The sequence below is a fragment of the Staphylococcus sp. mip270_02 genome (assembly GCF_054031535.1).
This window is the reverse complement of sequence record NZ_CM132934.1, coordinates 1212300-1238872: the sequence shown is the minus strand read 5'-3', so window position 1 is coordinate 1238872 and position 26573 is coordinate 1212300. Positions and strand designations below refer to the sequence as shown.

The 26573-nt window shown below is 34.7% G+C and carries 20 protein-coding genes, 6 tRNA genes, 2 rRNA genes and 1 pseudogene; 9 read left to right on the top strand and 20 right to left on the bottom strand.

All coding sequences use genetic code 11. The features are described 5' to 3' along the window. Nucleotides 1–362: 362 nt before the first annotated feature. Together ACW5YJ_RS05615 and ACW5YJ_RS05610 are read right to left on the bottom strand one after the other, a co-directional pair. A complete protein-coding gene (locus ACW5YJ_RS05615) occupies nt 363–1058 on the bottom strand; it encodes a FadR/GntR family transcriptional regulator (protein ID WP_017722052.1) in 696 nt (231 codons plus the stop codon). 238 nt (nt 1059–1296) lie between these two features. Continuing rightward, nucleotides 1297–1953, bottom strand: a complete 657-nt coding sequence (locus ACW5YJ_RS05610) for an NAD(P)-binding oxidoreductase (protein ID WP_017722051.1) — start codon at nt 1951–1953, stop codon at nt 1297–1299. Nucleotides 1954–2111: 158 nt separating this feature from the next. On the opposite strand from ACW5YJ_RS05610, the gene ACW5YJ_RS05605 reads away from it, so the two are divergent. Both ACW5YJ_RS05605 and czrB read left to right on the top strand, forming a co-directional pair. After that, a complete protein-coding gene (locus tag ACW5YJ_RS05605; RefSeq protein WP_017722050.1) occupies nt 2112–2411 on the top strand; it encodes an ArsR/SmtB family transcription factor in 300 nt (99 codons plus the stop codon). Between the two features lie 20 nt (nt 2412–2431). Then, a complete protein-coding gene (czrB, locus tag ACW5YJ_RS05600) occupies nt 2432–3397 on the top strand; it encodes a CDF family zinc efflux transporter CzrB (protein ID WP_017722049.1) in 966 nt (321 codons plus the stop codon). Nucleotides 3398–3515: 118 nt separating this feature from the next. On the opposite strand, the gene ACW5YJ_RS05595 is transcribed toward czrB, so the two are convergent. Further along, the gene (locus ACW5YJ_RS05595) at nt 3516–4247 is read right to left on the bottom strand and encodes a metallophosphoesterase family protein (RefSeq protein ID WP_017722048.1); all 732 of its coding nucleotides are present in this window, start codon (nt 4245–4247) and stop codon (nt 3516–3518) included. A gap of 131 nt (nt 4248–4378) precedes the next feature. On the opposite strand from ACW5YJ_RS05595, the gene ACW5YJ_RS05590 reads away from it, so the two are divergent. Beyond that, entirely contained in the window at nt 4379–5476 is a 1098-nt protein-coding gene (locus ACW5YJ_RS05590) for a hypothetical protein (protein ID WP_017722047.1), read from the top strand. 244 nt (nt 5477–5720) lie between these two features. Here ACW5YJ_RS05590 and ACW5YJ_RS05585 read toward each other — a convergent pair whose 3' ends face one another. From ACW5YJ_RS05585 to glmS, 5 genes are all read right to left on the bottom strand, one after another. Next, nucleotides 5721–6575, bottom strand: a complete 855-nt coding sequence (locus ACW5YJ_RS05585) for a Cof-type HAD-IIB family hydrolase (protein ID WP_107551794.1) — start codon at nt 6573–6575, stop codon at nt 5721–5723. Nucleotides 6576–6643: 68 nt separating this feature from the next. Beyond that, complete coding sequence (locus ACW5YJ_RS05580; RefSeq protein ID WP_017722045.1) at nt 6644–7426, bottom strand: ABC transporter ATP-binding protein; 783 nt, start codon at nt 7424–7426, stop codon at nt 6644–6646. Nucleotides 7427–7467: 41 nt separating this feature from the next. After that, nucleotides 7468–7824 carry a DUF2200 domain-containing protein gene (locus ACW5YJ_RS05575; protein ID WP_457338566.1) on the bottom strand — a complete coding sequence of 119 codons (357 nt, stop codon included), beginning with the start codon at nt 7822–7824 and terminating at the stop codon, nt 7468–7470. A 117-nt stretch (nt 7825–7941) separates the two neighbouring features. Continuing rightward, nucleotides 7942–8928, bottom strand: coding sequence for a BtrH N-terminal domain-containing protein (locus ACW5YJ_RS05570; protein WP_457338565.1), 987 nt, complete (start codon nt 8926–8928; stop codon nt 7942–7944). A gap of 175 nt (nt 8929–9103) precedes the next feature. Next, nucleotides 9104–10909: a glutamine--fructose-6-phosphate transaminase (isomerizing) gene (gene glmS / locus ACW5YJ_RS05565; protein WP_119603604.1), complete on the bottom strand. Its 1806-nt coding sequence runs from the start codon at nt 10907–10909 to the stop codon at nt 9104–9106. Nucleotides 10910–11705: 796 nt separating this feature from the next. On the opposite strand from glmS, the gene ACW5YJ_RS05560 reads away from it, so the two are divergent. The 6 genes and pseudogenes from ACW5YJ_RS05560 to ACW5YJ_RS05535 form a co-directional block, all read left to right on the top strand. Continuing rightward, a complete protein-coding gene (locus tag ACW5YJ_RS05560) occupies nt 11706–13244 on the top strand; it encodes a PTS mannitol transporter subunit IICB (protein ID WP_017722038.1) in 1539 nt (512 codons plus the stop codon). A gap of 41 nt (nt 13245–13285) precedes the next feature. Next, complete coding sequence (locus tag ACW5YJ_RS05555) at nt 13286–15316, top strand: BglG family transcription antiterminator (protein ID WP_457338564.1); 2031 nt, start codon at nt 13286–13288, stop codon at nt 15314–15316. Between the two features lie 6 nt (nt 15317–15322). Further along, entirely contained in the window at nt 15323–15757 is a 435-nt protein-coding gene (locus ACW5YJ_RS05550; RefSeq protein WP_017722036.1) for a PTS sugar transporter subunit IIA, read from the top strand. Further along, nucleotides 15757–16860, top strand: coding sequence for a mannitol-1-phosphate 5-dehydrogenase (locus ACW5YJ_RS05545; RefSeq protein WP_017722035.1), 1104 nt, complete (start codon nt 15757–15759; stop codon nt 16858–16860). Before ACW5YJ_RS05550 ends, ACW5YJ_RS05545 begins: the two co-directional genes overlap by 1 nt. A gap of 158 nt (nt 16861–17018) precedes the next feature. After that, nucleotides 17019–17141 (top strand): hypothetical protein, encoded by a 123-nt coding sequence (locus ACW5YJ_RS05540; RefSeq protein WP_398575117.1) that lies wholly within the window; start codon nt 17019–17021, stop codon nt 17139–17141. Between the two features lie 110 nt (nt 17142–17251). After that, nucleotides 17252–17612, top strand: a pseudogene (locus ACW5YJ_RS05535) (IS3 family transposase); the annotation flags it as partial. Nucleotides 17613–18079: 467 nt separating this feature from the next. Here ACW5YJ_RS05535 and glmM read toward each other — a convergent pair. The 12 genes from glmM to ACW5YJ_RS05475 form a co-directional block, all read right to left on the bottom strand. After that, nucleotides 18080–19435, bottom strand: coding sequence for a phosphoglucosamine mutase (glmM, locus tag ACW5YJ_RS05530; RefSeq protein ID WP_017722033.1), 1356 nt, complete (start codon nt 19433–19435; stop codon nt 18080–18082). 28 nt (nt 19436–19463) lie between these two features. Beyond that, nucleotides 19464–20396 (bottom strand): CdaR family protein, encoded by a 933-nt coding sequence (locus tag ACW5YJ_RS05525; protein WP_017722032.1) that lies wholly within the window; start codon nt 20394–20396, stop codon nt 19464–19466. Nucleotide 20397: 1 nt separating this feature from the next. After that, nucleotides 20398–21204: a diadenylate cyclase CdaA gene (gene cdaA, locus ACW5YJ_RS05520; protein WP_017722031.1), complete on the bottom strand. Its 807-nt coding sequence runs from the start codon at nt 21202–21204 to the stop codon at nt 20398–20400. Between the two features lie 269 nt (nt 21205–21473). Beyond that, a complete protein-coding gene (gene rocF / locus ACW5YJ_RS05515; RefSeq protein WP_017722030.1) occupies nt 21474–22379 on the bottom strand; it encodes an arginase in 906 nt (301 codons plus the stop codon). Nucleotides 22380–22740: 361 nt separating this feature from the next. Then, a tRNA-Lys gene (locus ACW5YJ_RS05510) sits at nt 22741–22813 on the bottom strand. A 3-nt stretch (nt 22814–22816) separates the two neighbouring features. After that, nucleotides 22817–22891 (bottom strand) — tRNA-Gln (locus tag ACW5YJ_RS05505). 4 nt (nt 22892–22895) lie between these two features. Continuing rightward, nucleotides 22896–22979 (bottom strand) — tRNA-Tyr (locus tag ACW5YJ_RS05500). A 17-nt stretch (nt 22980–22996) separates the two neighbouring features. Next, nucleotides 22997–23072, bottom strand: a tRNA-Val gene (locus ACW5YJ_RS05495). Nucleotides 23073–23082: 10 nt separating this feature from the next. Next, nucleotides 23083–23154, bottom strand: a tRNA-Glu gene (locus tag ACW5YJ_RS05490). A 3-nt stretch (nt 23155–23157) separates the two neighbouring features. Beyond that, nucleotides 23158–23232, bottom strand: a tRNA-Asn gene (locus ACW5YJ_RS05485). Between the two features lie 11 nt (nt 23233–23243). Continuing rightward, nucleotides 23244–23358 (bottom strand): 5S ribosomal RNA (rrf, locus tag ACW5YJ_RS05480). Between the two features lie 80 nt (nt 23359–23438). Beyond that, a 23S ribosomal RNA gene (locus ACW5YJ_RS05475) occupies nt 23439–26361 on the bottom strand. Nucleotides 26362–26573 lie beyond the last annotated feature (212 nt).

Below are 26573 nucleotides of genomic sequence, written 5' to 3'. Positions count from 1 at the left end.
CCCCATTATATTTTGTTCAATAACATTTTATGACATTTTATTGAACAGTTATTTTATCTTTCTAATTTTTAATCAATTAATACTTGCTAATTAGCAGTAATTGATTTTATAATTAACTGTAGAGTTACAGCAATGTACTCTATCTGTTTTTTACATATAAGGTAATGTATTAATTATGATTTAGTTGAAATTGTTGATTACTTTTTCAACGCAGTTAATTTGCGATAAAGTCCAAACTTCGGAAAAGTTTGGGCTTTTATTTTATTCAAATTTATTTGGATATTCTACCTCTTTTACTTACAATATTAAATGAATCCTATCTTAACCATTTGAAAGTTATTTATCATGCACCATATATACTATTATGCTTTGAAATTAGCCAATATGGTTTCCTTAACCTCTAGCAGGTGTGCGCGCATCGCACCTACAGCTTCGACATCATTTTGCTGTAAAATTGCTTGATATATCACATCATGTTCCTCTAATAATTTATTCATAGTTTTTTGTTTACTATAAATAAAAATCTTCCTTGTTTCTTCCATAGAATTTCGCATTAGTTCTGAAATATTATTTAATAACTCAACTAATAGTGTATTTTGGGCAGCTTTCGCAATTGAGAGATGAAACTCTAAATCTGCTTCTTCACCAGAAGTACCATCTGTTACAGCTTGTCCCATTTCAACTAGTGCTTTCTTTAGATCCACCAAATCTTCATCAGTTCGATATAAAGCTGCTTTTTCTACAGTAGCACTTTCAACAATTTCACGTAACTCTAATAATTCTTTGATTTGACTTAGCGACGTGAATTTATCACCAAGTTCAAAAAAGGTAGGCTCTATCTGTTTAATAAATGTGCCATAACCTTGTTTCATTTCAATAATTCCAATTGTTCTTAAAGCATTCAATGCCTCTCTTACCGAAGCTACACTCACGCCATACTGCTTTCCAAGCTTTTGGATAGAAGGCAGTTTGTCGCCCACTTGGTAATCGCCTGCTTTAATTTGCTCTAAAATAATATCTGCGACTTGCTCATAGATTTTCGTGTTTGAAATTTTCATAATTACCTCCAAACGATATCTATCATTGTATCAAATTTTTGCTAAAATATACTATAAAATGGCTATAAAAAAAGCGTTTGCTAATGAAATCTAATCTTTTATCATAAGATTTCATTAACCCACGCTATAAAAAGCTATAAGATTGCACTCAGTATCTTTAGCAATCATTCATCAGTCGCTTCTTTTTGTTTTAATAATACTTGGGAGATCTTCCAGTTACTCATTATTTGAGTCTTAATTATTTACTAAAATCTGTTAATGCTTCAGATATTGAGACATCCCCACTAATAATTTGGAATTCTGTATTTAAAAGATTATCACTAGTTATTACTTCTCTAATAACAGAAGCTACATCTTCACGAGGAATCGTTCCTCTACCTTCGAAGAATGCTCCAACTTCTATTTTATCTGTGGCAGAATCATTTGTTAAACCACCAGGGTGTACAATAGTATATCCAATATCTGCTTGTTTTAAATATTCATCTGCGTAGTGTTTTGCAATCGTGTAAGGCTTCAAATCACCACTTGCATCAAATGCTTGTCTTCTTGAATCGTAAGTTGAGACCATTATATATTGTTTAACATTATTTGCCTCACTCGCTTTAATCGATTTAATTGCACCATCTAAATCAACACTAATTGTCTTGTCGGCACCAGTACTACCACCAGAACCAACTGAAAATACAACTTTATCAAAGCCGTTAATTTTTTCTGTTAAAGTATCAATATCATCTGCTTCAACATCGATTAAAATTGCTTCAACACCTTCTGAGGCTAATGCTTCAACTTGAGATTCTTTTCTAACACCTGCTGTGAATGACTCTCCACGCTCTTTTAATTGTTTAACTAAATATTGCCCTACGCCACCATTTGCTCCAATAACTAATGTACTCATATTTTATAGCCTCCTTAAAAAATTATTAATTAGACTTTACCACTTTTATTTTAATTTGAAACGAAATCTGTTTGGCTTTGACAATTACTGAAAAATACATTAATATATGAACATATATTCATATATTAAAATCAATAATTAGAAATGAGGGCTTCATTTTGGAAGAATCATTTAACGAACAAACGATTGAGCAAGTAACTGATATCTTCAAGGCGCTTAGTGATGGCAATCGCCTACGTATAATGCATTTATTAATTCAAGGAGAAAGTAGCGTTGGTCATATTGCACATGTATTAGATTTAAGCCAATCTAACGTCTCTCATCAATTACGCATACTTAAACAAGCTCATTTGGTAAAAGGAAATCGAGATGGACAATCTATGATTTATACAATCGATGACACACATGTTACAACATTACTTAAACAAGCAATTCATCATGCTAGTCATAAACAATAATTGAAAGGTGGACGCGAAATATGTCTGAACATCACGGTCACAATCATGCACATGGTCATGTACACACAAATAATAAAAAAATATTACTTATCAGTTTTCTAATTATTGGAACCTTTATGATTATAGAAATTATTGGAGGATTTGTATCAAATAGCTTGGCACTATTATCTGATGGTTTGCACATGTTTAGCGATACAATATCTTTAGGCGTGGCCTTGGTCGCTTTTATATATGCTGAAAAAAATGCTACCAAAAGTAAGACTTTTGGCTACAAGAGATTCGAGATTTTAGCTGCATTATTTAATGGTGTAACACTCTTTATTATCGGCATTGTTATCATAGTAGAAGCAATTAGTCGTTTCTTTAATCCGGAAGACGTTAAGTCAACAGAGATGTTCATAATAAGTGTAATTGGACTTATCGTTAATATCATTGTCGCTTTATTTATGTTTAAAGGCGGTGACACTTCCAATAATATTAATATGCGTGGTGCCTTCCTTCATGTTATGGGTGATTTGTTAGGTTCCGTAGGTGCAATCATCGCTGCTATACTCATATGGACTTTAAACCTAACAATTGCAGATCCTATCGCAAGTATTATCGTCTCTATTCTTATAATAAAAAGTAGCTTAGGTATAACGAAATCTTCCTTAAATATATTAATGGAGGGCACGCCATCTGATGTTAATATGAATGAAGTGATTTCTACAATTACTGAAGAAAACGAAATTGAAAATGTGCATGACTGTCATATATGGACCATTTCTAATGAAATGAATGCATTAAGTTGTCATGCTGTTGTTCCTAGCGATATGTCTGTCGAACAGTGTGAAAATTTACTAGATAAACTAGAACATAAACTTCAACATTTGAACATTCAGCATATGACTATCCAATTAGAAACTATAAACCACAAACATGACAATGACACTCTTTGTTCAGCACATGATACATCAAAGTCTCATCACCATGCACATAGCCATTAATTATTAATCGTATAACAATAAAAAGCTGATAGTTTCCATAAGTTACCTTTCCTTTCAAAGTTAAGACTTTAAGGAATACATACTTAGGTTATAACTATCAGCTTTTTTATAATCGTAATTATAAAAATTTATCAAAAATAAGTTTTTTGGCAGGAACTTGCTTCTCATCGAACCCTCTAATAAATTCTTCATTATCGTATGGTACTTTCACACGTTCAAATGAAAATTCATTTTCATCTACAGTTACAATTCCATAAACTGCATACGCACCGTTATTTAAACCGACAGAACCAGGATTAAAATAAACTGTTGATTTATCATCAAATAAGTGCACCGTATGATTATGTCCAAAGACAATTAAATTGGCATCTTTATCTTCAAAAAGTTCTTTCATGTTCTCTTCGTTTGGTTCAACAATTGGGCTGAATGGTTGCCCATCAATTGGTGTAGTTAATTGATTATTAGGAATTTCGTAATGAATAAATAATACTTTCTTATGACAAAATGTTTTCTCAATAACACGAGGTAACTCATTTAATCTGTCATAGTAATCTTCATCTAAATGACTTTCTATCCATTGATGATGTTCATAGAATTTATCTTTTAAGTCTTCAGGATAAGGTGTACCGTTTACAATTGACATTACCGCTTCATCATGATTACCCGCAATGATTTCCATATCATCTCTATCAAAGATTTCATCAAGTACTTTATTCGTTTCATGTCCAACACCAATATTATCACCTAGGTTAAATATTTTATTGATATCTTCTCTTCTATCAATATCATCCAAAACAGTTTCTAATGCATCAAAATTACCATGAACATCAGTTATAATTGCAAATTTCATGATGATATCTCCTTTCAACTTTTTCTCATTAGGACATTTTAACATTTTATATCGATTTTGTTACCTATTTATTTTAAAATCTTCAAATTTTTGATATCGTATGCTTATGACGAAAAAGGAGTGCTTAAAATTTGTTTAATTTCCATAAATTAGCATTACAAAATGCAAAACCCCAAAATGCTAAAGTATTACTGTTTACAATCGTAAGTTTTATAATACTATTCGCTTTAACTATTTTAACGTTTATGCCATTACAACCAGCTATTTATAAGTTAATGATGTCAATGGCTATGCAACAATCTGTGGTTGGTCCAATATTTGGAATCGTCCTTGCAATACTTGTACCTATACTAGTATTTTTATTTGTAGGCTATCCATTAATTGCTGGAACTATCTACACTATAGACAAAGCGTTAAATAAAGACAAGGTTAATTTTAAAGATTTATTTTCAGTGTTCGCAAAAGGTAGATATCTAAAAGCACTAAAACTTTCATTAATTACGGTATTGTTTATCATTATCGGATTAGTGTTAGGAGAATTGATCGCTCAATTGCTTCAATTAGGAATCATTCAATTGTATCAAGCAATACAAGGTCCACTCAGCAATTCAGATCACGCTCTTGGATATTCACTAACGTTCCAAATAATTGCCGGAACTTTAACACTTTTCATTAAATCATTTATTTATTGGCTTTTAGCTATAATTATAATTAACTATACTGTAGCATTTATTAAAGACCCTAAAAATGGCGCATGGAATTCCGTAAAACGCGGATTTAAAGGCATTAAAAATGGCCAAAGAACATGGTTTAAATTCTACATTGGTTTATTACTATTAAACTTAATTGTTATTATCTTAGCTAGCCCAGTCAGCCAATTGATTTCCATCTTAACTGGTGGTATTTCTCAAAATATGGCTACAATTTTAATTTATATTGTCCATATTATTGTTATCATTGTAAGATTAGCTGTTTATTATACAAATATGCTAGCTATCATTCAATATTACAACCGTAATGGTGAGCCAACTAATCATAATAAATCAAAAAAAGGTAAGAAAAAGAACGCAAATATTACAGATAATCAAGACTCAAAAGTGAATAGTAGTGTAACTAATACTACTGAAAAAGCAAAATCAAATATAGATCAAAAATCAGATCAACTTCAAGATAAAGCAAACGATGAAACAAAAAATTTAAAAAACAATTTAAATCAATCTGATAAATAACTTTTCATACAAAATTAAAGGAAGGGAGTGGGACAGAAATCAAATTTTCTAATATAGATTTCGTAGTCCCATCCTAGCAAGGGTGACTAGGATTGAAAAAGCTTGATATAATCGTATTTTCAATTCAGTCACCTACTGCCAAATTGAAAACGAGCCTGAGACATCTATTTATGTCCCAGGCTCTTCTTTTTTGTCTTTAAAAATTTATTTATATAAACAATTAAGCAAAATATATTAAAAACTTTTACTTTAAAAAATGTTTTTTTAAGTAGTGTGCTGCACCATTTTCTTCATTTGTATATGTTGTAACATCCATTGTTAGCTCTTTAATTTCTGGTCTAGCATTTTTCATAGCTACCGTATAATGACCAAAAGCAAACATCGCTCGATCATTATCACTATCACCAATAACTAGTGTTTCTTCTTGTTTGATGCCGAAATGTTCTATCATTTCTTTAATACCTGTACCTTTATCAATTTGATAAGCCATCGTCTCTGCATTATAACGAGATGAATTGGATACACTAATTTTTAAATCTTGTTGTTCTTCAATCAACTGATTACGGAAGTTTGTTATTTTGTCATAATTTGGTGAAAATAAATATATTTTTGAAAACGTCGTATCAGGAATTACCGTTGCCCAATCTACTTTGTCTTTAAGTGACGCTTTTCTAGAAGTCCATTCTGAGACACCTACATTACCTGGTGGTGTTTCTGCATTAAATAGTGCAGTTGCCCATGATTGATCTTCTTTAAGTACAATACGATTACCTTCAAATGGAAAAACTTCATAATAAATCTCTTGTTGTTGAGCACGTTTCACAATGTCATTGACAGTAGTAAACGATAAGCTATGAGTAAATAATTCTTCACCGTTAATCATTCCTAACGTACCGTTTGAACTAATAATGCCATCTACTTCAAATGATGACGGAACTAAGTAATGAATTTCATTATGAGCACGTCCAGTAGCCAAAAAGACTTTATATCCGTTTTCCCTTAATTGATGTATTACTTCGGTCGTTTCCAGATCAACTTGGTTGTCTTTATGTAAAATTGTACCATCCATATCTAAAAATATCGCTTTAACATTTTTCATTTATAAAAGTCCTCCATCACATATTATCATTTTAAATTATGTCACTATCTAAAGTTTTAAGCAATGTACTAACGCTTCAAAAATAATGAATAACGTTCATTTTGATGTAACACATTCACCCTACGATTAAAAAAATCACTCAATGTATCGCTATCTAATACACTTTTTATTTCACCTTGTTTATAACACGTACCATCTTTTAATAAAAATCCTTTTTGTATATCTTTTGTAATTTCTTCAACAAAGTGTGTAACATATATAACTGATAATTCAGGTTGCCGTTGATATAATTGTTCAAGCGCATCTAACAAATCTTCACGAGCAATAAAATCTAAACCTGAAGCAGGTTCATCTAGAATAAGTAACTTAGGGTTCCCCATCAACGCTCGAGCAATAAGTACTTTTTGACGTTCACCTGTGGATAAATAACCATAATACTGTGACTCAAATTCACCCATACCCATCTGTGCTAAATAATGACGTGCCATTTCAACATGGTGGGCTTCTACTTCTTTAAAAATACCAATCGATTTAAAGATTCCACTAATTACTACATCACGTACAGTTTCTCCATCTTGAAAACGTTCCATTAAACTACTAGACACAAAGCCAATCTTATTGCGCACTTCGTCTGCTGAATATCCAATTTTACCGGGTTGCATACCAAAAAGCGTTAATTCTCCAGATGTATTTGGTTCATAAGCATTTAAGATATTAAGCAATGTCGTTTTCCCTGCACCATTGAGTCCATAAAGCATCCACTTCTCGCCTTCGTTGATACGCCAACTTATATTTTTTATTATTTCTTTCCCCTGTTTTCTACGTGCAATGTTTTTTATATCAATAAGCATATGATATCCCCCTCCGATACGTAATTATATATATTAGAATACTAAACGTTGTTTCTAAATATTTTATTTAAAGATTTTCCTTTTGCTAATTCATCGATCATTTTATCTAAATACCTTATTTCTTTCATTATTGAATTTTCCATTTCTTCAATACGAATACCACAAATTACACCTGTTATCTTAGTTCTATTTGGATTTAATTTTGGTGCCTGGCTAATGAAAGTTTCATAATCTGTACCGTCTTTGATTAATTGATTTATTTGTGATTGCGAGTAGCCTGTCATCCAATGAATGACTTCATCCGCTTCTTCTTTTGTTCTACCTTTTTTCTCAACTTTTTTTATTAAATGTGGATATATCGAAGCAAACGACATTGCATAAATTTTAGGCTTTGCCATCAATACATCCCTCCTTTAACTTGATACAATCATATACCGTCTTAATTAGAATAATAAAGTCTTAACATATTTAAAAATATTTTGATTCTAATCATTTTCAAATGAATGCTACTCATATTAATTTTTAATTTTTAATAATAAGTTCATTGCTTCATATTCTTGTTCTGCTAGTTTATCTAGTATCGTCGAAGCTTCATTTAAAAATGTCTTGCTTTGTGTTAGCCCTGCCTTTTTTATCAGTTCAATAACATTTTCCCAGTTTATAACTATATCTTTAAACATATGGTAGGCTTGTGTCAAAGCATCATCTTCAATCAATAACTGTGCTTCTTTCAAAAATGATTTGTACATTTTCCTAAACAATGCACCACCAGGCCCCCCATTTTCCATTAAATTAGCTACAAGCAATAAATCAGCTTCAATATTAGTACTTCTTTCAAACCAGGTTTTTACTTTTTCACTTGTCTTCTTTATCCCCTTATATCCTATATTCTTTATTGGCGGATTTAAATAATCATTCGCATTATTTTGTATAGCTGTTAAAACGACTGTTCTCATATCCGGCATTGATGTCACTTGCTTAATTGTATATGAAAGGTTCTTAGATGACATTGGCCCTTTAGCATTCCTAGCTTGTTCTATACTATTTAGTGTTGTTCTAACATTACTTCCCTGCTGTTTCGTATCAATTAAATAGGCGTATAAATCATCATAATCATACATTGCTACATAATGACCTGCGAAATGCACTTTGCTAGAAAAATAATCTAAATAATAACTATCTAATTTCAAACCAACTGGCTGGCCAGCGTCAATTACCTTTTTGACATTTTGCCATGCCTTTTTAATTGATGTAGTTTCTTCTAAATGGATTTCCAAATTTAAATTTCTCACGATGTTTTTTGTTAAGTAATCTGGTTTAATACGCCCACCAAGAAAAGGGAATTCCATATTTTTCATATCCCAATAAATATAGCCAAGCCCCTCTCCAATACCAAATAACATAGGTTCTGACAACTCTATATTTATAAACTTTAGTAGCGTTCCAGTTGACGTAGTTTCACAATGCTCACCTGTTAAATAATTTATATTATTTTCTTTCATTTCAATTCTATCATTTCGACAAATGATATTTAACAATTAAATTGATATACTAATATTATGACATTTGATGAAACTTATAAATAAAAAAAGACTTACCACTAGCGATAAAATGCTAATGATAAGTCCTTATATTAATGACAAAGTATAAAGTTTGCCACATTTAATTTAGATTGATTTATTCAACTGTAACTGATTTTGCTAAGTTACGTGGTTTATCTACATCTAAGTCTCTGTGCAATGCAGCGTAATATGAAATTAACTGTAATGCTACTACTGAAACAAGTGGTGTCAATAATTCATGTACATGAGGAATCACATATGAATCACCATCTTTATTCAAGCCATCCATTGAAATAATACATGGATTTGCGCCACGTGCAACTACCTCTTTTACGTTACCACGGATAGATAAGTTTACTTTTTCTTGCGTAGCTAACGCAATAATAGGAGTGCCTTCTTCAATTAATGCAATTGTTCCGTGTTTCAGTTCCCCACCAGCAAAACCTTCAGCTTGGATATATGAAATTTCTTTAAGTTTTAATGCACCTTCTAAACTTACATTATAGTCCCCTGTGCGACCAATAAAGAATGCATTACGTGTAGTTCTTAAGAAATCAGTAGCAATTTGTTCCATAATATCTGCATCATCAACAATTGATTCGATAGCAGTTGTAACTTTTGCTAATTCACGTAATAAACTTACTTCTACATCTCTGCCGTGTTCTCTCGCAACGATTTGTGACAGAATAGATAATACTGCAATTTGTGCTGTATAAGCTTTTGTAGACGCTACTGCGATTTCAGGACCAGCATGTAACAGTAACGTATGATTAGATTCACGTGATAACGTAGAACCTGGCACGTTAGTGATAGTTAAAGACTTGTGTCCTAAACGATTTGTTTCAACTAATACTGCACGACTGTCTGCTGTTTCCCCTGATTGAGAAATATAGATGAATAATGGTTTTTCAGAAAGTAACGGTGTATTATATACAAACTCTGAAGAAACATGTACTTCTGTAGGTACACCGGCCCATTTTTCAATGAACTCTTTACCAACAAGCCCAGCATGATAACTTGTACCTGCTGCGATTATATAAATACGATCAGCTTCAGCTACATCTTTAATCACTTCTGGATCCATCTTCAAGTTACCTTCTTCGTCTTGGTACTCTTGAATGATACGACGCATAACTGCTGGTTGTTCATGAATTTCTTTTAACATATAGTGGTCGTATACGCCTTTTTCCGCATCAGCTGCATCAATTTGTGCTGTGTAAGCTTCTCTATCTTGAACATTGCCATCTTGATCTTTAATGATCACTTCATCACGTTTAACTATAACAATTTCATGGTCATGAATTTCTTTATAACGATTAGTAGCTTGCAACATTGCAATTGCATCTGACGCAATTACATTGAAACCATCACCAACACCAATTAATAACGGTGATTTATTTTTAGCAACATAAATTGTATCTCTATCTTCATTATCAATCAGTCCTAAAGCATATGAACCGTCTAATAAAGATACAACTTTTGTAAATGCTTCTTCACTAGTTAGACCAGTATTTGAAAAATATTCAACTAATTGTACTATAACTTCTGTATCTGTTTCTGAAATGAAAGTAATGTCACTTAAGTATTCATTTTTTAGTTCTTCATAGTTTTCAATTACTCCATTATGAACTAATGTAAAGCGTTCAGTTGCAGACTGATGTGGGTGTGAGTTTTCATGATTTGGTACACCATGTGTTGCCCAACGTGTATGACCAATTCCCACATTACCGTCAGTATCTTCGCCATCTGCAACTTTTCTTAATTCTGCAATACGACCTTTTGATTTGAATACTGATGTGCCCTCATTATTAACGATTGCAACACCTGCTGAGTCATAACCTCTGTATTCTAATTTTTCCAATCCTTTTAATAATAATTCTTTCGCATTATCTTGACCGATATAGCCGACAATTCCACACATATAAATTTCCTCCAATGTAATGGCAATGAGATAATTGAACGTCTAGCGCATACGAACTTGTTCAATATATTTAAAACCCTTATAGACAGACTAATCCCTATTTAAATCAATAGTACTAGGTCTTGTGATAATAATGGTTATCTCAATCACCTTATAATAATAGTTATTTAATTTTGGCTATCTTATTAACTTTGTGCACTAGGTTGCCCTAATGTTTTCCTTAATAAGTTCACGAATGAGCCACATCCGGGATAGCATCCGCCGATGGTTCGATAACTATCCTCCTCGTCTACAAACTTCGATTAACATACCTATTAAGCTTTCTGTTTTAAAACTTAAATTATTAATACGTAACCTCATCGCTTGTACAGGCGCTATAATTGACTAAAACTCTATCTTTCCTCCTTTCTCTCAATAACATTAATTGTACAATGTTATTCATCTGTAATGCAAACAATTTATTAACAATATATTTACAAACACACAAATAAAGTTGAGCATTAGTTAAAAGTATCGTGCTTTCTTTGATATCAATAATTCTTCCTTAGCATAAATGAACATAACCTAAGTACTTGCATTAACTATATGATCTATAAAATAATCTCCTATATTCATAACTTATTTAATCATTGTTTATGCTATTTCTTAGTTCTAAAGAAGGCAGTAATAGTAATTTCTACATTGTCATAATTGTCAAAGACTGTGTGACAAATTTGAAATTACTTTATATTGTTTAATTCATTACTGCCACCTACAATTAAGTTATAAATAAAAAGAGAAAAAGAGGTGCAATAATATGTCACAAACAGAGACTAAAGAAAATAATGGGATTGGTCGTAAGGTACAGGCGTTTGGATCATTTTTAAGTAGTATGATTATGCCGAACATCGGTGCTTTTATCGCATGGGGCTTCATCGCAGCTATATTTATAGATGGCGGTTGGTGGCCAAATAAAGATTTAAGCCAATTAGCTGGGCCTATGATTTCATATTTAATACCATTACTAATTGCTTATAGTGGTGGACGTTTAATACATGAAATGCGTGGGGGTATTATCGCAGCTGTAGCAACTATGGGTGTAATCGTTGCTTTACCTGACACGCCAATGTTACTTGGCGCTATGATTATGGGGCCGCTCGTTGGTTGGCTAATGAAGAAAACCGATGAATTTATACAACCAAGAACGCCACAAGGGTTTGAGATGTTATTCAATAACTTCTCAGCTGGTATTTTAGGTTTTATTATGACAATTGTTGGATTTAAAATATTAGCTCCAATAATGGAATTTATTATGCATGTTTTATCTTTAGCTGTAGAAGCTTTAGTGCATGCACATTTATTACCACTAGTAAGTATTATTGTAGAACCTGCTAAAATTGTATTCTTAAATAATGCAATTAACCACGGTGTGTTTACACCACTTGGTGCAGACCAAGCATCTTCTGCAGGACAATCAATACTATACACGATAGAATCTAACCCTGGCCCAGGTCTGGGAATCTTAGTCGCTTATATGATTTTCGGTACTGGGACAGCTAAAGCAACATCATATGGTGCTGGTATTATCCACTTCTTAGGTGGAATTCACGAAATTTACTTCCCATACGTGTTAATGCGTCCTTTATTATTCATAGCTGTAATTTTAGGTGGTATGACAGGTGTAGCAACATATTCTCTACTTGATTTTGGATTCAAGAGTCCCGCTTCGCCAGGGTCATTTATCGTTTATATGTTAAACGCGCCTAAGGGCGAATTTTTACACATGGTAATCGGTGTACTTCTTGCAGCAATTGTTTCATTTATCGTTGCTGCGATTATTTTAAAATTCACAAAAGAGCCCGAAGAAGACCTAGAGGCTGCTACTGAAAAAATGGAAGCTTCAAAAGGGAAAAAATCAAGTGTATCTTCTAAGTTAAAAGGGAATGAAGATAGTAATACAACTTCAACAGCTAGTGTTGCTACTGCAACCACTGCTGATACAGATAGTACAGACACGCAATCTGAAGAAGATTTACTAGACAATTACGATACTGAAAATGTAGATGCTCATGATTATAGTAAAGTAAACCATGTAATATTCGCTTGTGATGCTGGTATGGGATCAAGCGCTATGGGAGCAAGCATGCTACGTAATAAATTTAAAAAAGCTGATATACAAGACGTAGATGTAACAAATACTGCAATCAATCAATTACCAAGCGATGCACAACTCGTTATTACACAAAAGAAACTTACTGATAGAGCGATTAAACAAGTACCAAATGCAATTCATATATCAGTTGATAATTTCTTAAATTCACCTAGATATGATGAATTACTTGAAAATCTTAAATAATTAAACAATCACTATATAGAACAATACTGGAGGGTATGGCTATGTTTTTGAGTACACGTGAAAAGGAAATTATCGAAATGTTAATTAAATATCACGGTCAATATGTCACTATTTATGACATTGCTCAACATCTAGCTGTATCCTCTCGTACTATTCATAGGGAATTAAAATCTATTGAATCGTTTTTATCGACATTTGATATCGAGCTTGAAAGAGTTACCAAAAAAGGTATACAACTGAAAACGACGGAGATGGCGTTAAATTCACTAAAACATGCATTATTAAACGAAAATACAATAGATTTATCACAAGAAGAACAAAAAGTAATCATTTTATATGCATTGATTCAAACAACTACTCCTATTAAACAATACGTTTTAGCACAAGAAATCGGTGTCTCTAACCAAACAATGACAAAACTTTTAGATGAATTAGATACAGAACTTGATCAATACCAATTAACACTACAAAAAAAACGTGGTGAAGGTATTCAATTACATGGTGCAGAATCAAAAAAACGTGAACTATTAAGCCAGTTGATGGTCAATAATCTAAACAGCACCAGTGTCTATTCAGTTATTGAAAATCATTTCGTATATCAATCTATTAACCAGTCACAATTGGCAATGGTTGATATGGACAAAATATTTCAAATTGAACGTATTTTAATGGATCACTTGGGACAACTTCCCTACTCTTTAACAGAATCAAGTTATTTAACCTTAACTGTACACATTGTCTTAAGTATTGAACGAATGCTTAATAATCAATACGTAGCTTTAAATGACGAAATTTATAACAGTGTTAAAGATTCATTTGAACACGAAGTAGCAAAAGCACTTGCCTTACACCTTGAACATATTTATGGTGTCCAGTTTAACCAAGCTGAAGTGACTTTTATCACTATTCACCTTAGAGGTGCGAAACGTAAAGAATCTGCCGAAGTATTTAAAGATAGTAAAGACGAATCAAAGATTGAGAATTTTATTCATTCTGTTTCACACTTTTCTCAACAATCGTTCAAAGATTTTAAAACGCTTAGCGAAGGATTAAAATTGCATATTATACCAGCGATTAACCGTTTGAACGCTAATATTGAAACTTATAATCCATTAACGGAAATGATTCAACATAAGTACCCACGGCTATTTGAAAGTGTTCATCGTGCTTTACTACAAACTTGGCCAAATTTTAATTTTCCAGATAGTGAAATTGCATTTATTGTGCTTCATTTTGGTGGTGCTTTACAAAATCAAAACAGCGCCTTTTACAATGTACTTGTAGTATGTAGTAGTGGTATTGGAACCAGTAGATTACTAGCAACACGGTTACAGCAAACATTTAGTGATATACAAAATACTACTCAAGCCTCAGTTGGTGATTTAAATGATATTGATGCTACACAATTTGATGCGATTATTTCCACTGTAGATTTAGATATCGCCTTACCATATATTACGGTGAACCCTTTACTGCCTGACGCAGATGTAAATCACGTATCAGCCTTTTTAAACACACAGCACAAACAACCAAATATTCAAACCTATGAAACGAATAATGGTAATATTCTAAATCCTGAAGAAAAATTAACATACATCAGAAAAGGACTAGAAATAATTGATTCTGTAAATGTCGATTATACTTCAGTTTCGAACTGGACAACTTATTTAACCAACACATTATTGGACCATCAAATCATCACAGAAGGTCAGTCATTCGCTGAACTGATTAAGCAACACATGGATCGACAAGGGTTTGTCTTAGACCCTTATCCAATCGCAATCCCTCATTTAAAAAGTGAAATTATTAAGAAACCTTTTATATTAATAACCATTTTAAATGAGCCTATTTTGCTTAATAGTAATCAAAATGACAATCTTTCCGTGAGATATTTGTTAAGCATGTTCGTTCCCCCTGATGATACAATGGCACAACTTGTAAGTGATATCTCAGGAAAATTGGTCGAGCATCTAGATAATATTGATGGATTTATGGAGCAACCAGAACAACTTCAAGCGTTACTTAAGCAAAGTTATCTTATGCAATTACAAAAATTATTAAATATGGAGTGAAGCAAAATGAGCGAGTTATTTAGCAATGAAAACATTTTTATCAACCAAACAGTTAAAGATCAAAACGAAGCAATTGAAAAAGCAGGACAAGCTTTAGTATCAAGTGGTGCTGTAACAGAAGCGTATATACAAGCAATGAAAGATCGCGAGCAAGTAGTAACAACATTTATGGGCAATGGCTTAGCTATCCCTCACGGTACAGATGAAGCTAAAGCTAGTGTTTTAAAATCAGGTTTAACTTTAATTCAAATACCTGAGGGCGTTGACTGGGATGGCGAAGTTGTTAAAGTTGTCGTAGGTATTGCAGGTAAAGATGGTGAACATTTAGACTTACTTTCTAAAATAGCTATTACGTTTAGCGAAGAAGAAAACGTAGAACGCATTATTCAAGCTTCATCAGCAGAAGAAATTAAACAAGTCTTTGAGGAGGCTGACGCATAATGAAAGCCTTACATTTTGGTGCTGGAAATATAGGTAGAGGTTTTATCGGTTACATTCTTGCTGATAATGATATAAAAGTAACTTTTGCAGATGTTAATGCTGAAATCATCACTGCTTTGGATCAAAATCATGAATACGATGTCATTTTAGCTGATGAAGCTAAAACAACAACACGTGTGCATAATGTAGATGCAATCAACTCTGGTGCCCCGTCAGAAAGTTTAAAACAAGCAGTTTTAGAAGCTGACTTAATTACAACTGCGGTTGGTGTCAACATCTTGCCTATAATTGCAAAATCGTTTGCTCCCTATTTAACAGAAAAAGAAACACCTGTTAATATTGTTGCATGTGAGAATGCAATTATGGCAACCAATACTTTAGAAAAAGCAATTTTAGATATTACAGGTCCACTACCTGAACACATTCATTTTGCTAATTCTGCAGTTGATCGTATTGTTCCATTACAAACTAATGATAACCTTTTAGATGTGGTCGTTGAACCTTTCTATGAATGGGTAATAGAGAAAGACGCTTGGTTTGGTCCAGAACTTAATCATATTAAATATGTAGATAATTTAACTCCTTACATTGAGCGTAAGTTACTTACAGTGAATACTGGTCATGCTTACCTTGCTTATGCAGGTAGATATTTTGGACAACCAACTATTCTAGATGCAGTTAACGATACAGACATTAAACATGATTTAGAACGTGTTCTTAAAGAAACCAGTCAATACATTACCAAACAGTTTGATTTTAACGAAAACGAACAAGCTCAATATGTCCAAAAAATTATTGAGCGTTTTAAAAATCCAAACTTATCTGATGAAGTTACACGTGTAGGACGAGGTACAATGCGTAAAATCGGGCCACAAGATAGAATCATTAAACCGTTAAATTATTTATATCAAAATAATTTAAAACATGATGCATTAGTTAAAACTGCTGCTTTATTATTAAAATATGATGATACAAATGATCAAGAAACAGTAGAAAAAAATGATTATATTCAAGAACATGGTCTTGAAGCATTCTTAAAAGAATTTGCTAAAACAGATGAACAATTAACTCAAGAAATCGTTCAAGCATACAATGTATTATAAATGTAATAAGGCGTCGCTATTAAAATAGCAACGGTTCAGAACATGAACAAACCTTAGGTGGTACTTGAACTGCCCCCAAATAACGGGAATAAAATAAAAACACTTTCGTTGAATTCATTTAAAATGAATCATACGGAGGTGTTTTTTCTATGAAAATAATGTCTTATTCAATAGAAACAAAATATAAAACTATTGAAATGAAAGAAGCTGGATATACTGTAAAAGAAATTATAGAAGCATTAAATATTAAAAACAGCACACAGGTAAAAACTTGGTGGTGATGATATAAAAATGGCGAAACTTATAGGTTTTATCAACAAAGAGCCAAGCAATATGCTTATGACAAAGGAGTGGAAGAATTATCAGAAGTAGAATAATTAAAGTTAGATAACAGGACCAAAGTTTAGTTAATGATACATTAAATCTAATTGATATATCTGAGGGTTGCATACTACATAGTGACCAAGGTAGTGTTTACACGTCGTATTGTTTACACGTCGTATTCTTACTATCAATTATGCGAAGAAAAAGGCATTATCAGAAACATGTCCCGAAAGAGAACACCTGCTGATAATGCCCCGATAGAAAGTTTTCATTCCTCGCTAAAGTGTGAAACCTTCTACCTCAACAATGAGCTTAATAGCTCTAATCACATTGTGATAGATATTATCGAAAATTACATTAAAAACTATAATAGTAATCGAATTCAACAAAAACTAGGCTACTTAGCCCCTATAAAATACAGGAATTAGCAGCCTAGAATATAGAGTTTTTATTAAGTTTCCACTTTAGGGGTTCTGTACTACTTCACCTAGAGTTTGTTTATTTATATTTGTATATTTATTTTTCAAAATAGCATGGGTCTTTTAGAGCAAAGTTCTACTTTTATCCATTGAGTTATTCAACATAGTAAACACCACCACTGTTTAATTTATATATACTATACTCTTTTCAGTGTAATATTTGGATCGACTATTGTGGGAAGAGCACTAGCTGAATACTTCAGACTTAGGCAGTGTCTCCGGGAAACGTGAATAAAAAAACTGCAAAAAAGTCAAAGAATCTGTCGACAGTCTGAGCTATTGCTTTTTTACATGGTTGAATGTTTATTAATTTATGTTTTAAAACAATAATGATAATAACCCAGCACATCGTTTTTATATGATGTGCTGGGCGACTTGAATTAAATATTTAGGTCTTGATTATATTTAATTAATAACTATTTATCTAATCCCATTTTATCTTGAACTACATCAGCAATTGTATTGGCAAATCGCTGCGCATCTTCATCAGTTGATGCTTCAACCATTACTCGCACTAATGGTTCTGTTCCAGAAGGTCTTACTAAAATACGACCTTCACCATTCATTTCTACTTCTACTTTAGTCATTATTTCTTGCACATCAATATTCTCTTCCACACGATATTTATCTGTTACACGAACATTAACTAATGATTGTGGATATTTTTTCATTTGACTTGCAAGTTGACTTAAACTTTTACCAGTCATTTTTATAATACTAGCTAGTTGAACACCTGTTAACAAACCGTCTCCAGTCGTATTATAATCCATTAATACAATATGACCTGACTGTTCTCCACCTAAATTGTAGTTACCTCTTCTCATTTCTTCTACAACGTAGCGATCTCCAACTTTAGTTTTGTTAGATTGGATACCTTCATTTTCTAAAGCTTTATAGAACCCTAAGTTACTCATTACAGTAGAAACAATCATATTATTATTTAACTCATGATTTTTGCTCATCGCTTGACCAATAATAAACATAATTTGGTCACCATCGACAATATTACCTTTTTCATCTACTGCAATTAGTCTGTCACCATCACCATCAAAAGCTAAACCAAAGTCACATTCTGATTCGATAACTTCTTTAGCTAATGTTTCAGGATGCGTAGAACCAACATCTTTATTAATATTATAACCATTTGGTTTACAGCCAACTGTCACTGTATCAGCTTCTAAATCACCGAATAAAAACGGTGCTAAAGAAGATGTAGAACCATTTGCCCCATCTAATGCAATCTTCATTCCATCTAAGTTCACATCAACAGTTGATTTTAAATAGCTAATGTATTTTTGTGCACCTTCAAAATAATCAGAGTAATGTACAATATCTTCGCCAACAGGTCGAGGTAAATCAGGATTTTCTTGGTCTAATAATTCTTCTATTTCCTGTTCTTGATCATCTGATAATTTGAAGCCATCAGAACCAAAGAATTTAATACCATTGTCTGGAACTGGGTTATGAGAAGCAGATATCATGACACCTAATTCGGCTTCCATTTCTCGTGTTAAATAGGCTACACCTGGCGTTGAAATAACGCCTAAACGCATAACTTCTGCGCCGATGGAAATTAGTCCTGCAATTAAAGCAGATTCTAACATCTCTCCTGAAACACGAGTATCTCTACCAACTAGTACTTTAGGGTGCTTCTCATCTTTATTATGTGCTAAAACATAGCCGCCATAGCGCCCTAGTTTAAACGCAAGTTCAGGTGTTAATTCTTTATTTGCTACTCCCCTTACGCCATCTGTACCAAAATATTTTGCCATTATTTATATCTCCTTTATTTATACAAATCTATTTAACTGTAATTTTAGCTGTAGTACCATTTGGATTAACTTTTGTCACATCTTTAGGTACTTTAAACTTCACATTTTTTTCAGTAGTATCTGAGATATTATCCAAATTTACATTTGCAGTAATTTCATCAATATCTTCTAAGTCATCCTTATTACCATAAATTTCTACTTCTTCATCTTCTAAACTTATATTGTCTAATTCACGATTATTTGATAAGGATCCTACTGCTTTTGTTTTTACTTTAACTTTTTTACTATAATCTTCTACCTTAACGCTCAAGTTTACCTCATTCGGTTGTATTGAAACGTCAATTTTATTAAGATTTCTATCAAATGCAGTAATTTTTGCTACATCTGTAGTATTTTTAGCAATTTTACTCTTGTTTTTATATGTTGCTTTTAAATATGCTATTTTATCAATTTGATCTTGTCCACCAGTCACTTTAACTGTCTCTGGTGAAACGCTTTGCTCACTAATTTTATAGTCTGAATCTAAGTCATTATTACTTACATCCGGTTCTACTTTTAATGTTTTGCTCACACGTTCTTCAAGATTTACAGTGGCCTCTTTCGGTTTAACATTATAATCAATGTCTTTATTCAATCCATTGACCTGGAATTGCGTCGTATGTTTTCCTGCTTTTTCACCACTTAAATCTAAAACTGCTTTAATATTTTCACCATTCTCAGCTTTTAAAACCTGTGATTGAGGACCTGAAATTTCCACATCAACTTTATCAGGCACTTCACTAGCATATAATGATTTATTATTATACTTAACTTGCACCGGAACTTCCTGAATCGTTTCGGAAGACTTTTGGCCTAAGTTATCAGCATTAAATATATTTCCAAACATATTGTTAACTGATAGGAAAAACACAAGGGCTAACACAAGGGCGATTAATCTCAATCCCCATTTACTTTCTAACATATTACTTCACACCTTTCTCATGAAAGTGTGTACCAAACCAATGTTCAGCTAATAATTCTTCAAATGCTTCGTTTGAAATATCTTTTCTTAATTTACCGTCAAAAGTAACAGAAATAGATCCAGTTTCTTCTGAAACGATAACAGTAAAAGCATCTGATACTTCTGATATACCTACTGCAGCTCTATGTCTTGTCCCTAAACTTTTAGCAATTTTAGCGCTATCAGATAACGGCAAATAACTCGCAGCACTAGCAATCTTATTCTCTTGAATTATCATTGCACCATCATGTAATGGTGTGTTTGGTATAAAAACGTTTGTTAATAGTTCTTGTGATATTTCTGAATTCATTGCGATGCCTGTTTCAATATAATCTTGTAACCCTGTTTCATTTTCAAATACAATCAATGCACCTATACGGCGTTTGGCCATATATTGTACTGCCTTTGATACTGAAGATATTAACTTCCCTTCATCACTATTTAAATTCGTTGAATAACGTTTAAATAAGCTACCTCTACCAAGTTGTTCCAAGGCACGGCGAATTTCTGGTTGGAATATCACGATTAGAGCTAATACCCCCCATTGAATAACTAAATCAAAAAGACGGGATGTAGCTGTTAAGTTCAGCATTTTACTCAATTGTTGACCAATTACTATTACAACAATACCTTTTAATAGTTGAATGGCTTTGGTACCTTTAAAAACTGTAATGAGAAGATAAAGTACATACCATACTATGAGTAAGTCGAGTACACTTGCAATTATTTTAACTGTACTCCAGTTATCAAAAAAGTTGGATAATTCCATAACATCTCCTCCGGTTATCTGTTCCCATGTTATATATTATACCAATCATAACACTAACTGTCATATTTAGTATTTAAATTTTTAGCAAAATCAAAAGGAGCGAAACTGAAATCTTATTTTAAACATAAGATTTCATTATCCCGCCCCAACAAAACTGACTGACACAAAACATGAAAAATACTTTCTGATATCAGTCAGCTATTCCAATATTACATTGTAGCTAAGTACTTAGCTTATTTCTCTATGTTATAGACATAATTTCAACTGAATTATAGTAATGTTTCCCCGAAGAAACTACCTACTAAACCTACTGCTTGCTCTGCCGTGTCATTATTATGATCGATTAGTGGATTAACCTCCACTAAATCCATAGAAGTAATGAGATTAGAATTGTGTAACAACTCTAATGCAAAATGACTTTCTCTATACGTTAAACCTCCAAGCACTCTAGTGCCTGTTCCTGGTGTTTCAACAGGATCTAAGGCATCAACATCAAGTGATAGATGAATGCCATCTGTTTTAGGTTTTAAATAAGCTATTGTTTCTTCAATCACTTTTTTAATACCAAATCGGTCAACTTCAGCCATCGTAAATGTTTTAATATTATGTTCTTTTATGTAGCGTCTTTCACCCTCATCTAAATCTCTCATACCAATAAGCACAATATTTTCAGGTTTAACTTTCGGTGAATAATCCGAAATATTAACCAAACGCTCATCACCATCACCTGCAAGCACCCGTAACGGCATGCCATGAATATTTCCTGAAGGTGATTCTTCAGGTACATTTAAGTCACCATGTGCATCATACCAAATAACACCTAAATTCTCATAGTGCTTACTAACACCTGATATAGAACCAATTGCAATTGAATGGTCTCCCCCTAGCACTAATGGAAAATGATTATGTTCAATGCTAGTTGATACAGCATCACTTAACATATTTGATGTTTCTATGATTTCCTCTATATTACGTAAGCCCTCTTGCTCTGAATTAAACTTTTCTAAATCTAATTTAGGTACTGCAATATTACCAGAATCTTTAACAGATAGACCAATTGCTTTAATACGGTCCTCAATTCCAGCATATCGAATCGCATCTGGACCAAGGTTTACCCCTAATTTCCTTTGCCCAAATGTTGCTGGTACTCCAATAATTTCTACTGTTTTATTCATTTTTAAAACCCCTTTGTTGTTATATGTTTCTAGAATAATCTAAAGACATTAACATTTCAAGCGTTGTTAAAACAGCTTTTCTCTTCATTTCTGCCTTTTTACATATAAAATCAATATAATGATTTATCATTCAAAACAAATCCTTTTAGTATCGATTTTTATTATTTTACTAAACAATAAAATGTATAAATAAAAAAAACAAACTTTATTCAAAGTTCTAACTACAATACGGATTTGTACTTCATGCTTATATTATTACTTTATATAAGTGAAATTGAGTAAATAACACAAGTATTTATTTTAAAAGTGAAATATAATTTTATACAAAAAAAGCACTTCTCTTGTGAGAAGTGCTTACTAGTGAGCCATAGTGGGCTCGAACCACTGACCCTCTGATTAAAAGTCAGATGCTCTACCAACTGAGCTAATGGCTCTAATGGCTGGGCTAGCTGGATTCGAACCAGCGCGTGATGGAGTCAAAGTCCATTGCCTTACCGCTTGGCTATAGCCCATAAATGGTGGAGGGGGGCAGATTCGAACTGCCGAACCCGAAGGAGCGGATTTACAGTCCGCCGCGTTTAGCCACTTCGCTACCCCTCCGTACTATTTAATTAAAATGGTGGAGGATGACGGGTTCGAACCGCCGACCCTCTGCTTGTAAGGCAGATGCTCTCCCAGCTGAGCTAATCCTCCAAATATGTAATGACCCCGACGGGACTCGAACCCGTGTTACCGCCGTGAAAGGGCGGTGTCTTAACCGCTTGACCACGGGGCCATATGGCTCCACAGGTAGGACTCGAACCTACGACCGATCGGTTAACAGCCGATAGCTCTACCACTGAGCTACTGTGGAATAATTTAATTGCCTGGCAACGTCCTACTCTTGCGGAACGTAAGTCCGACTACCATCGGCGCTAAAGAGCTTAACTTCTGTGTTCGGCATGGGAACAGGTGTGACCTCTTTGCCATTGTCACCAGACAATGAAATGTATGAAATTATACATTCAAAACTAGATAGTAAGTAAAATATGATTTAACCAAAACAAAACAATTTAAAATTTGATTAAGTCTTCGATCGATTAGTATTCGTCAGCTCCACATATCGCTATGCTTCCACCTCGAACCTATTAACCTCATCATCTTTGAGGGATCTTATAACCGAAGTTGGGAAATCTCATCTTGAGGGGGGCTTCATGCTTAGATGCTTTCAGCACTTATCCCGTCCATACATAGCTACCCAGCGATGCCGTTGGCACGACAACTGGTACACCAGAGGTATGTCCATCCCGGTCCTCTCGTACTAAGGACAGCTCCTCTCAAATTTCCTACGCCCACGACGGATAGGGACCGAACTGTCTCACGACGTTCTGAACCCAGCTCGCGTACCGCTTTAATGGGCGAACAGCCCAACCCTTGGGACCGACTACAGCCCCAGGATGCGATGAGCCGACATCGAGGTGCCAAACCTCCCCGTCGATGTGAACTCTTGGGGGAGATAAGCCTGTTATCCCCGGGGTAGCTTTTATCCGTTGAGCGATGGCCCTTCCATGCGGAACCACCGGATCACTAAGTCCGTCTTTCGACCCTGCTCGACTTGTAAGTCTCGCAGTCAAGCTTCCTTATGCCTTTACACTCTATGAATGATTTCCAACCATTCTGAGGAAACCTTTGAGCGCCTCCGTTACTCTTTAGGAGGCGACCGCCCCAGTCAAACTGCCCATCTGACACTGTCTCCCACCATGATAAATGGTGCGGGTTAGAAATCCAACACAGCGAGGGTAGTATCCCACCAACGCCTCCACGTAAGCTAGCGCTCACGTATCTCAGGCTCCTACCTATCCTGTACAAGCTGTGCCGAATTTCAATATCAGACTACAGTAAAGCTCCACGGGGTCTTTCCGTCCTGTCGCGGGTAACCTGCATCTTCACAGGTACTATGATTTCACCGAGTCTCTCGTTGAGACAGTGCCCAAATCGTTACGCCTTTCGTGCGGGTCGGAACTTACCCGACAAGGAATTTCGCTACCTTAGGACCGTTATAGTTACGGCCGCCGTTTACTGGGGCTTCGATTCGTAGCTTCGCAGAAGCTAACCACTCCTCTTAACCTTCCAGCACCGGGCAGGCGTCAGCCCCTATACATCACCTTACGGTTTAGCAGAGACCTGTGTTTTTGATAAACAGTCGCTTGGGCCTATTCACTGCGGCTCTCCTGGGCGTGAACCCTAAAGAGCACCCCTTCTCCCGAAGTTACGGGGTCATTTTGCCGAGTTCCTTAACGAGAGTTCGCTCGCTCACCTTAGAATTCTCATCTTGACTACCTGTGTCGGTTTGCGGTACGGGCACCACAATTCTAGCTAGAGGCTTTTCTCGGCAGTGTGAAATCAACGACTCGAGGAAACAATTTCCTCTCCCCATCACAGCTTGACCTTAAGAGTGCCGGATTTGCCTAACACTCAGTCTTACTGCTTGGACGTACAATCCAATAGTACGCTTCGCCTATCCTACTGCGTCCCCCCATCGCTTAAAACGAATTATGGTGGTACAGGAATATCAACCTGTTATCCATCGCCTACGCCTATCGGCCTCAGCTTAGGACCCGACTAACCCAGAGCGGACGAGCCTTCCTCTGGAAACCTTAGTCAATCGGTGGACGGGATTCTCACCCGTCTTTCGCTACTCACACCGGCATTCTCACTTCTAAGCGCTCCACATGTCCTTGCGATCATGCTTCAACGCCCTTAGAACGCTCTCCTACCATTGTCCTTACGGACAATCCACAGCTTCGGTAATATGTTTAGCCCCGGTACATTTTCGGCGCAGTGTCACTCGACTAGTGAGCTATTACGCACTCTTTAAATGATGGCTGCTTCTAAGCCAACATCCTAGTTGTCTGGGCAACGCCACATCCTTTTCCACTTAACATATATTTTGGGACCTTAGCTGGTGGTCTGGGCTGTTTCCCTTTCGAACACGGACCTTATCACCCGCGTTCTAACTCCCAAGTTAAATTGATTGGCATTCGGAGTTTGTCTGAATTCGGTAACCCGATAAGGGCCCCTCGTCCAAACAGTGCTCTACCTCCAATAATCATCACTTGAGGCTAGCCCTAAAGCTATTTCGGAGAGAACCAGCTATCTCCAGGTTCGATTGGAATTTCTCCGCTACCCACAACTCATCCGCTCACTTTTCAACGTAAGTCGGTTCGGTCCTCCATTCAGTGTTACCTGAACTTCAACCTGGTCATGGGTAGATCACCTGGTTTCGGGTCTACGACCAAATACTCAACGCCCTATTCAGACTCGCTTTCGCTACGGCTCCACATTCACTGCTTAACCTTGCATCAAATCGTAACTCGCCGGTTCATTCTACAAAAGGCACGCCATCACCCATTAACGGGCTCTGACTACTTGTAAGCACACGGTTTCAAGTTCTATTTCACTCCCCTTCCGGGGTACTTTTCACCTTTCCCTCACGGTACTGGTTCACTATCGGTCACTAGAGAGTATTTAGCCTTGGGAGATGGTCCTCCCGGATTCCGACGGAATTTCTCGTGTTCCGTCGTACTCAGGATCCACTCAAGAGTGAATAAACTTTCGACTACAGGATTATTACCTTCTTTGATTCATCTTTCCAGATGATTCGTCTAGTTTATTCTTTTGTAACTCCGTATAGAGTGTCCTACAACCCCAACAAGCAAGCTCGTTGGTTTGGGCTCTTCCCGTTTCGCTCGCCGCTACTCAGGGAATCGATTTTTCTTTCTCTTCCTGCGGGTACTAAGATGTTTCAGTTCTCCGCGTCTACCTTCAGATATGCTATGTATTCACATATCGATAACATGACATAACTCATGCTGGGTTTCCCCATTCGGAAATCTCTGGATCAAAGCTTACTTACAGCTCCCCAAAGCATATCGTCGTTAGTAACGTCCTTCATCGGCTTCTAGTGCCAAGGCATCCACCGTGCGCCCTTAATAACTTAATCTTTTTTGACTTTCAACACGAACAAGTCGGTTGAAAACCCAAAATGTTATTAATCTGTGAGTGTTCTTTCGAACACTAGCGATTATTTCTTTTTGAATTCAAAGCTTGTTAAAAAACTCTAATTCACTCGGTTTTGCTTGGTAAAATCATAAATTTTACTTACTTATCTAGTTTTCAATGTACAAAATAATGCAATGAATACTCCAATGAGCA

Coding starts and splice junctions, on each gene's coding strand:
- ACW5YJ_RS05540 (WP_398575117.1), top strand. CDS start 17,019: ATGTCTTATTCAATAGAAACAAAATATAAAACTATTGAAATGAAAGAA.
- ACW5YJ_RS05595 (WP_017722048.1), bottom strand. CDS start 4,247: ATGAAATTTGCAATTATAACTGATGTTCATGGTAATTTTGATGCATTA.
- ACW5YJ_RS05545 (WP_017722035.1), top strand. CDS start 15,757: ATGAAAGCCTTACATTTTGGTGCTGGAAATATAGGTAGAGGTTTTATC.
- ACW5YJ_RS05615 (WP_017722052.1), bottom strand. CDS start 1,058: ATGAAAATTTCAAACACGAAAATCTATGAGCAAGTCGCAGATATTATT.
- ACW5YJ_RS05525 (WP_017722032.1), bottom strand. CDS start 20,396: ATGTTAGAAAGTAAATGGGGATTGAGATTAATCGCCCTTGTGTTAGCC.
- ACW5YJ_RS05610 (WP_017722051.1), bottom strand. CDS start 1,953: ATGAGTACATTAGTTATTGGAGCAAATGGTGGCGTAGGGCAATATTTA.
- ACW5YJ_RS05580 (WP_017722045.1), bottom strand. CDS start 7,426: ATGCTTATTGATATAAAAAACATTGCACGTAGAAAACAGGGGAAAGAA.
- ACW5YJ_RS05570 (WP_457338565.1), bottom strand. CDS start 8,928: ATGAAAGAAAATAATATAAATTATTTAACAGGTGAGCATTGTGAAACT.
- cdaA (WP_017722031.1), bottom strand. CDS start 21,204: ATGGAATTATCCAACTTTTTTGATAACTGGAGTACAGTTAAAATAATT.
- rocF (WP_017722030.1), bottom strand. CDS start 22,379: ATGAATAAAACAGTAGAAATTATTGGAGTACCAGCAACATTTGGGCAA.
- glmM (WP_017722033.1), bottom strand. CDS start 19,435: ATGGCAAAATATTTTGGTACAGATGGCGTAAGGGGAGTAGCAAATAAA.
- ACW5YJ_RS05585 (WP_107551794.1), bottom strand. CDS start 6,575: ATGAAAAATGTTAAAGCGATATTTTTAGATATGGATGGTACAATTTTA.
- ACW5YJ_RS05555 (WP_457338564.1), top strand. CDS start 13,286: ATGTTTTTGAGTACACGTGAAAAGGAAATTATCGAAATGTTAATTAAA.
- ACW5YJ_RS05550 (WP_017722036.1), top strand. CDS start 15,323: ATGAGCGAGTTATTTAGCAATGAAAACATTTTTATCAACCAAACAGTT.
- glmS (WP_119603604.1), bottom strand. CDS start 10,909: ATGTGTGGAATTGTCGGCTATATCGGTCAAGATAATGCGAAAGAATTA.
- czrB (WP_017722049.1), top strand. CDS start 2,432: ATGTCTGAACATCACGGTCACAATCATGCACATGGTCATGTACACACA.
- ACW5YJ_RS05575 (WP_457338566.1), bottom strand. CDS start 7,824: ATGGCAAAGCCTAAAATTTATGCAATGTCGTTTGCTTCGATATATCCA.
- ACW5YJ_RS05560 (WP_017722038.1), top strand. CDS start 11,706: ATGTCACAAACAGAGACTAAAGAAAATAATGGGATTGGTCGTAAGGTA.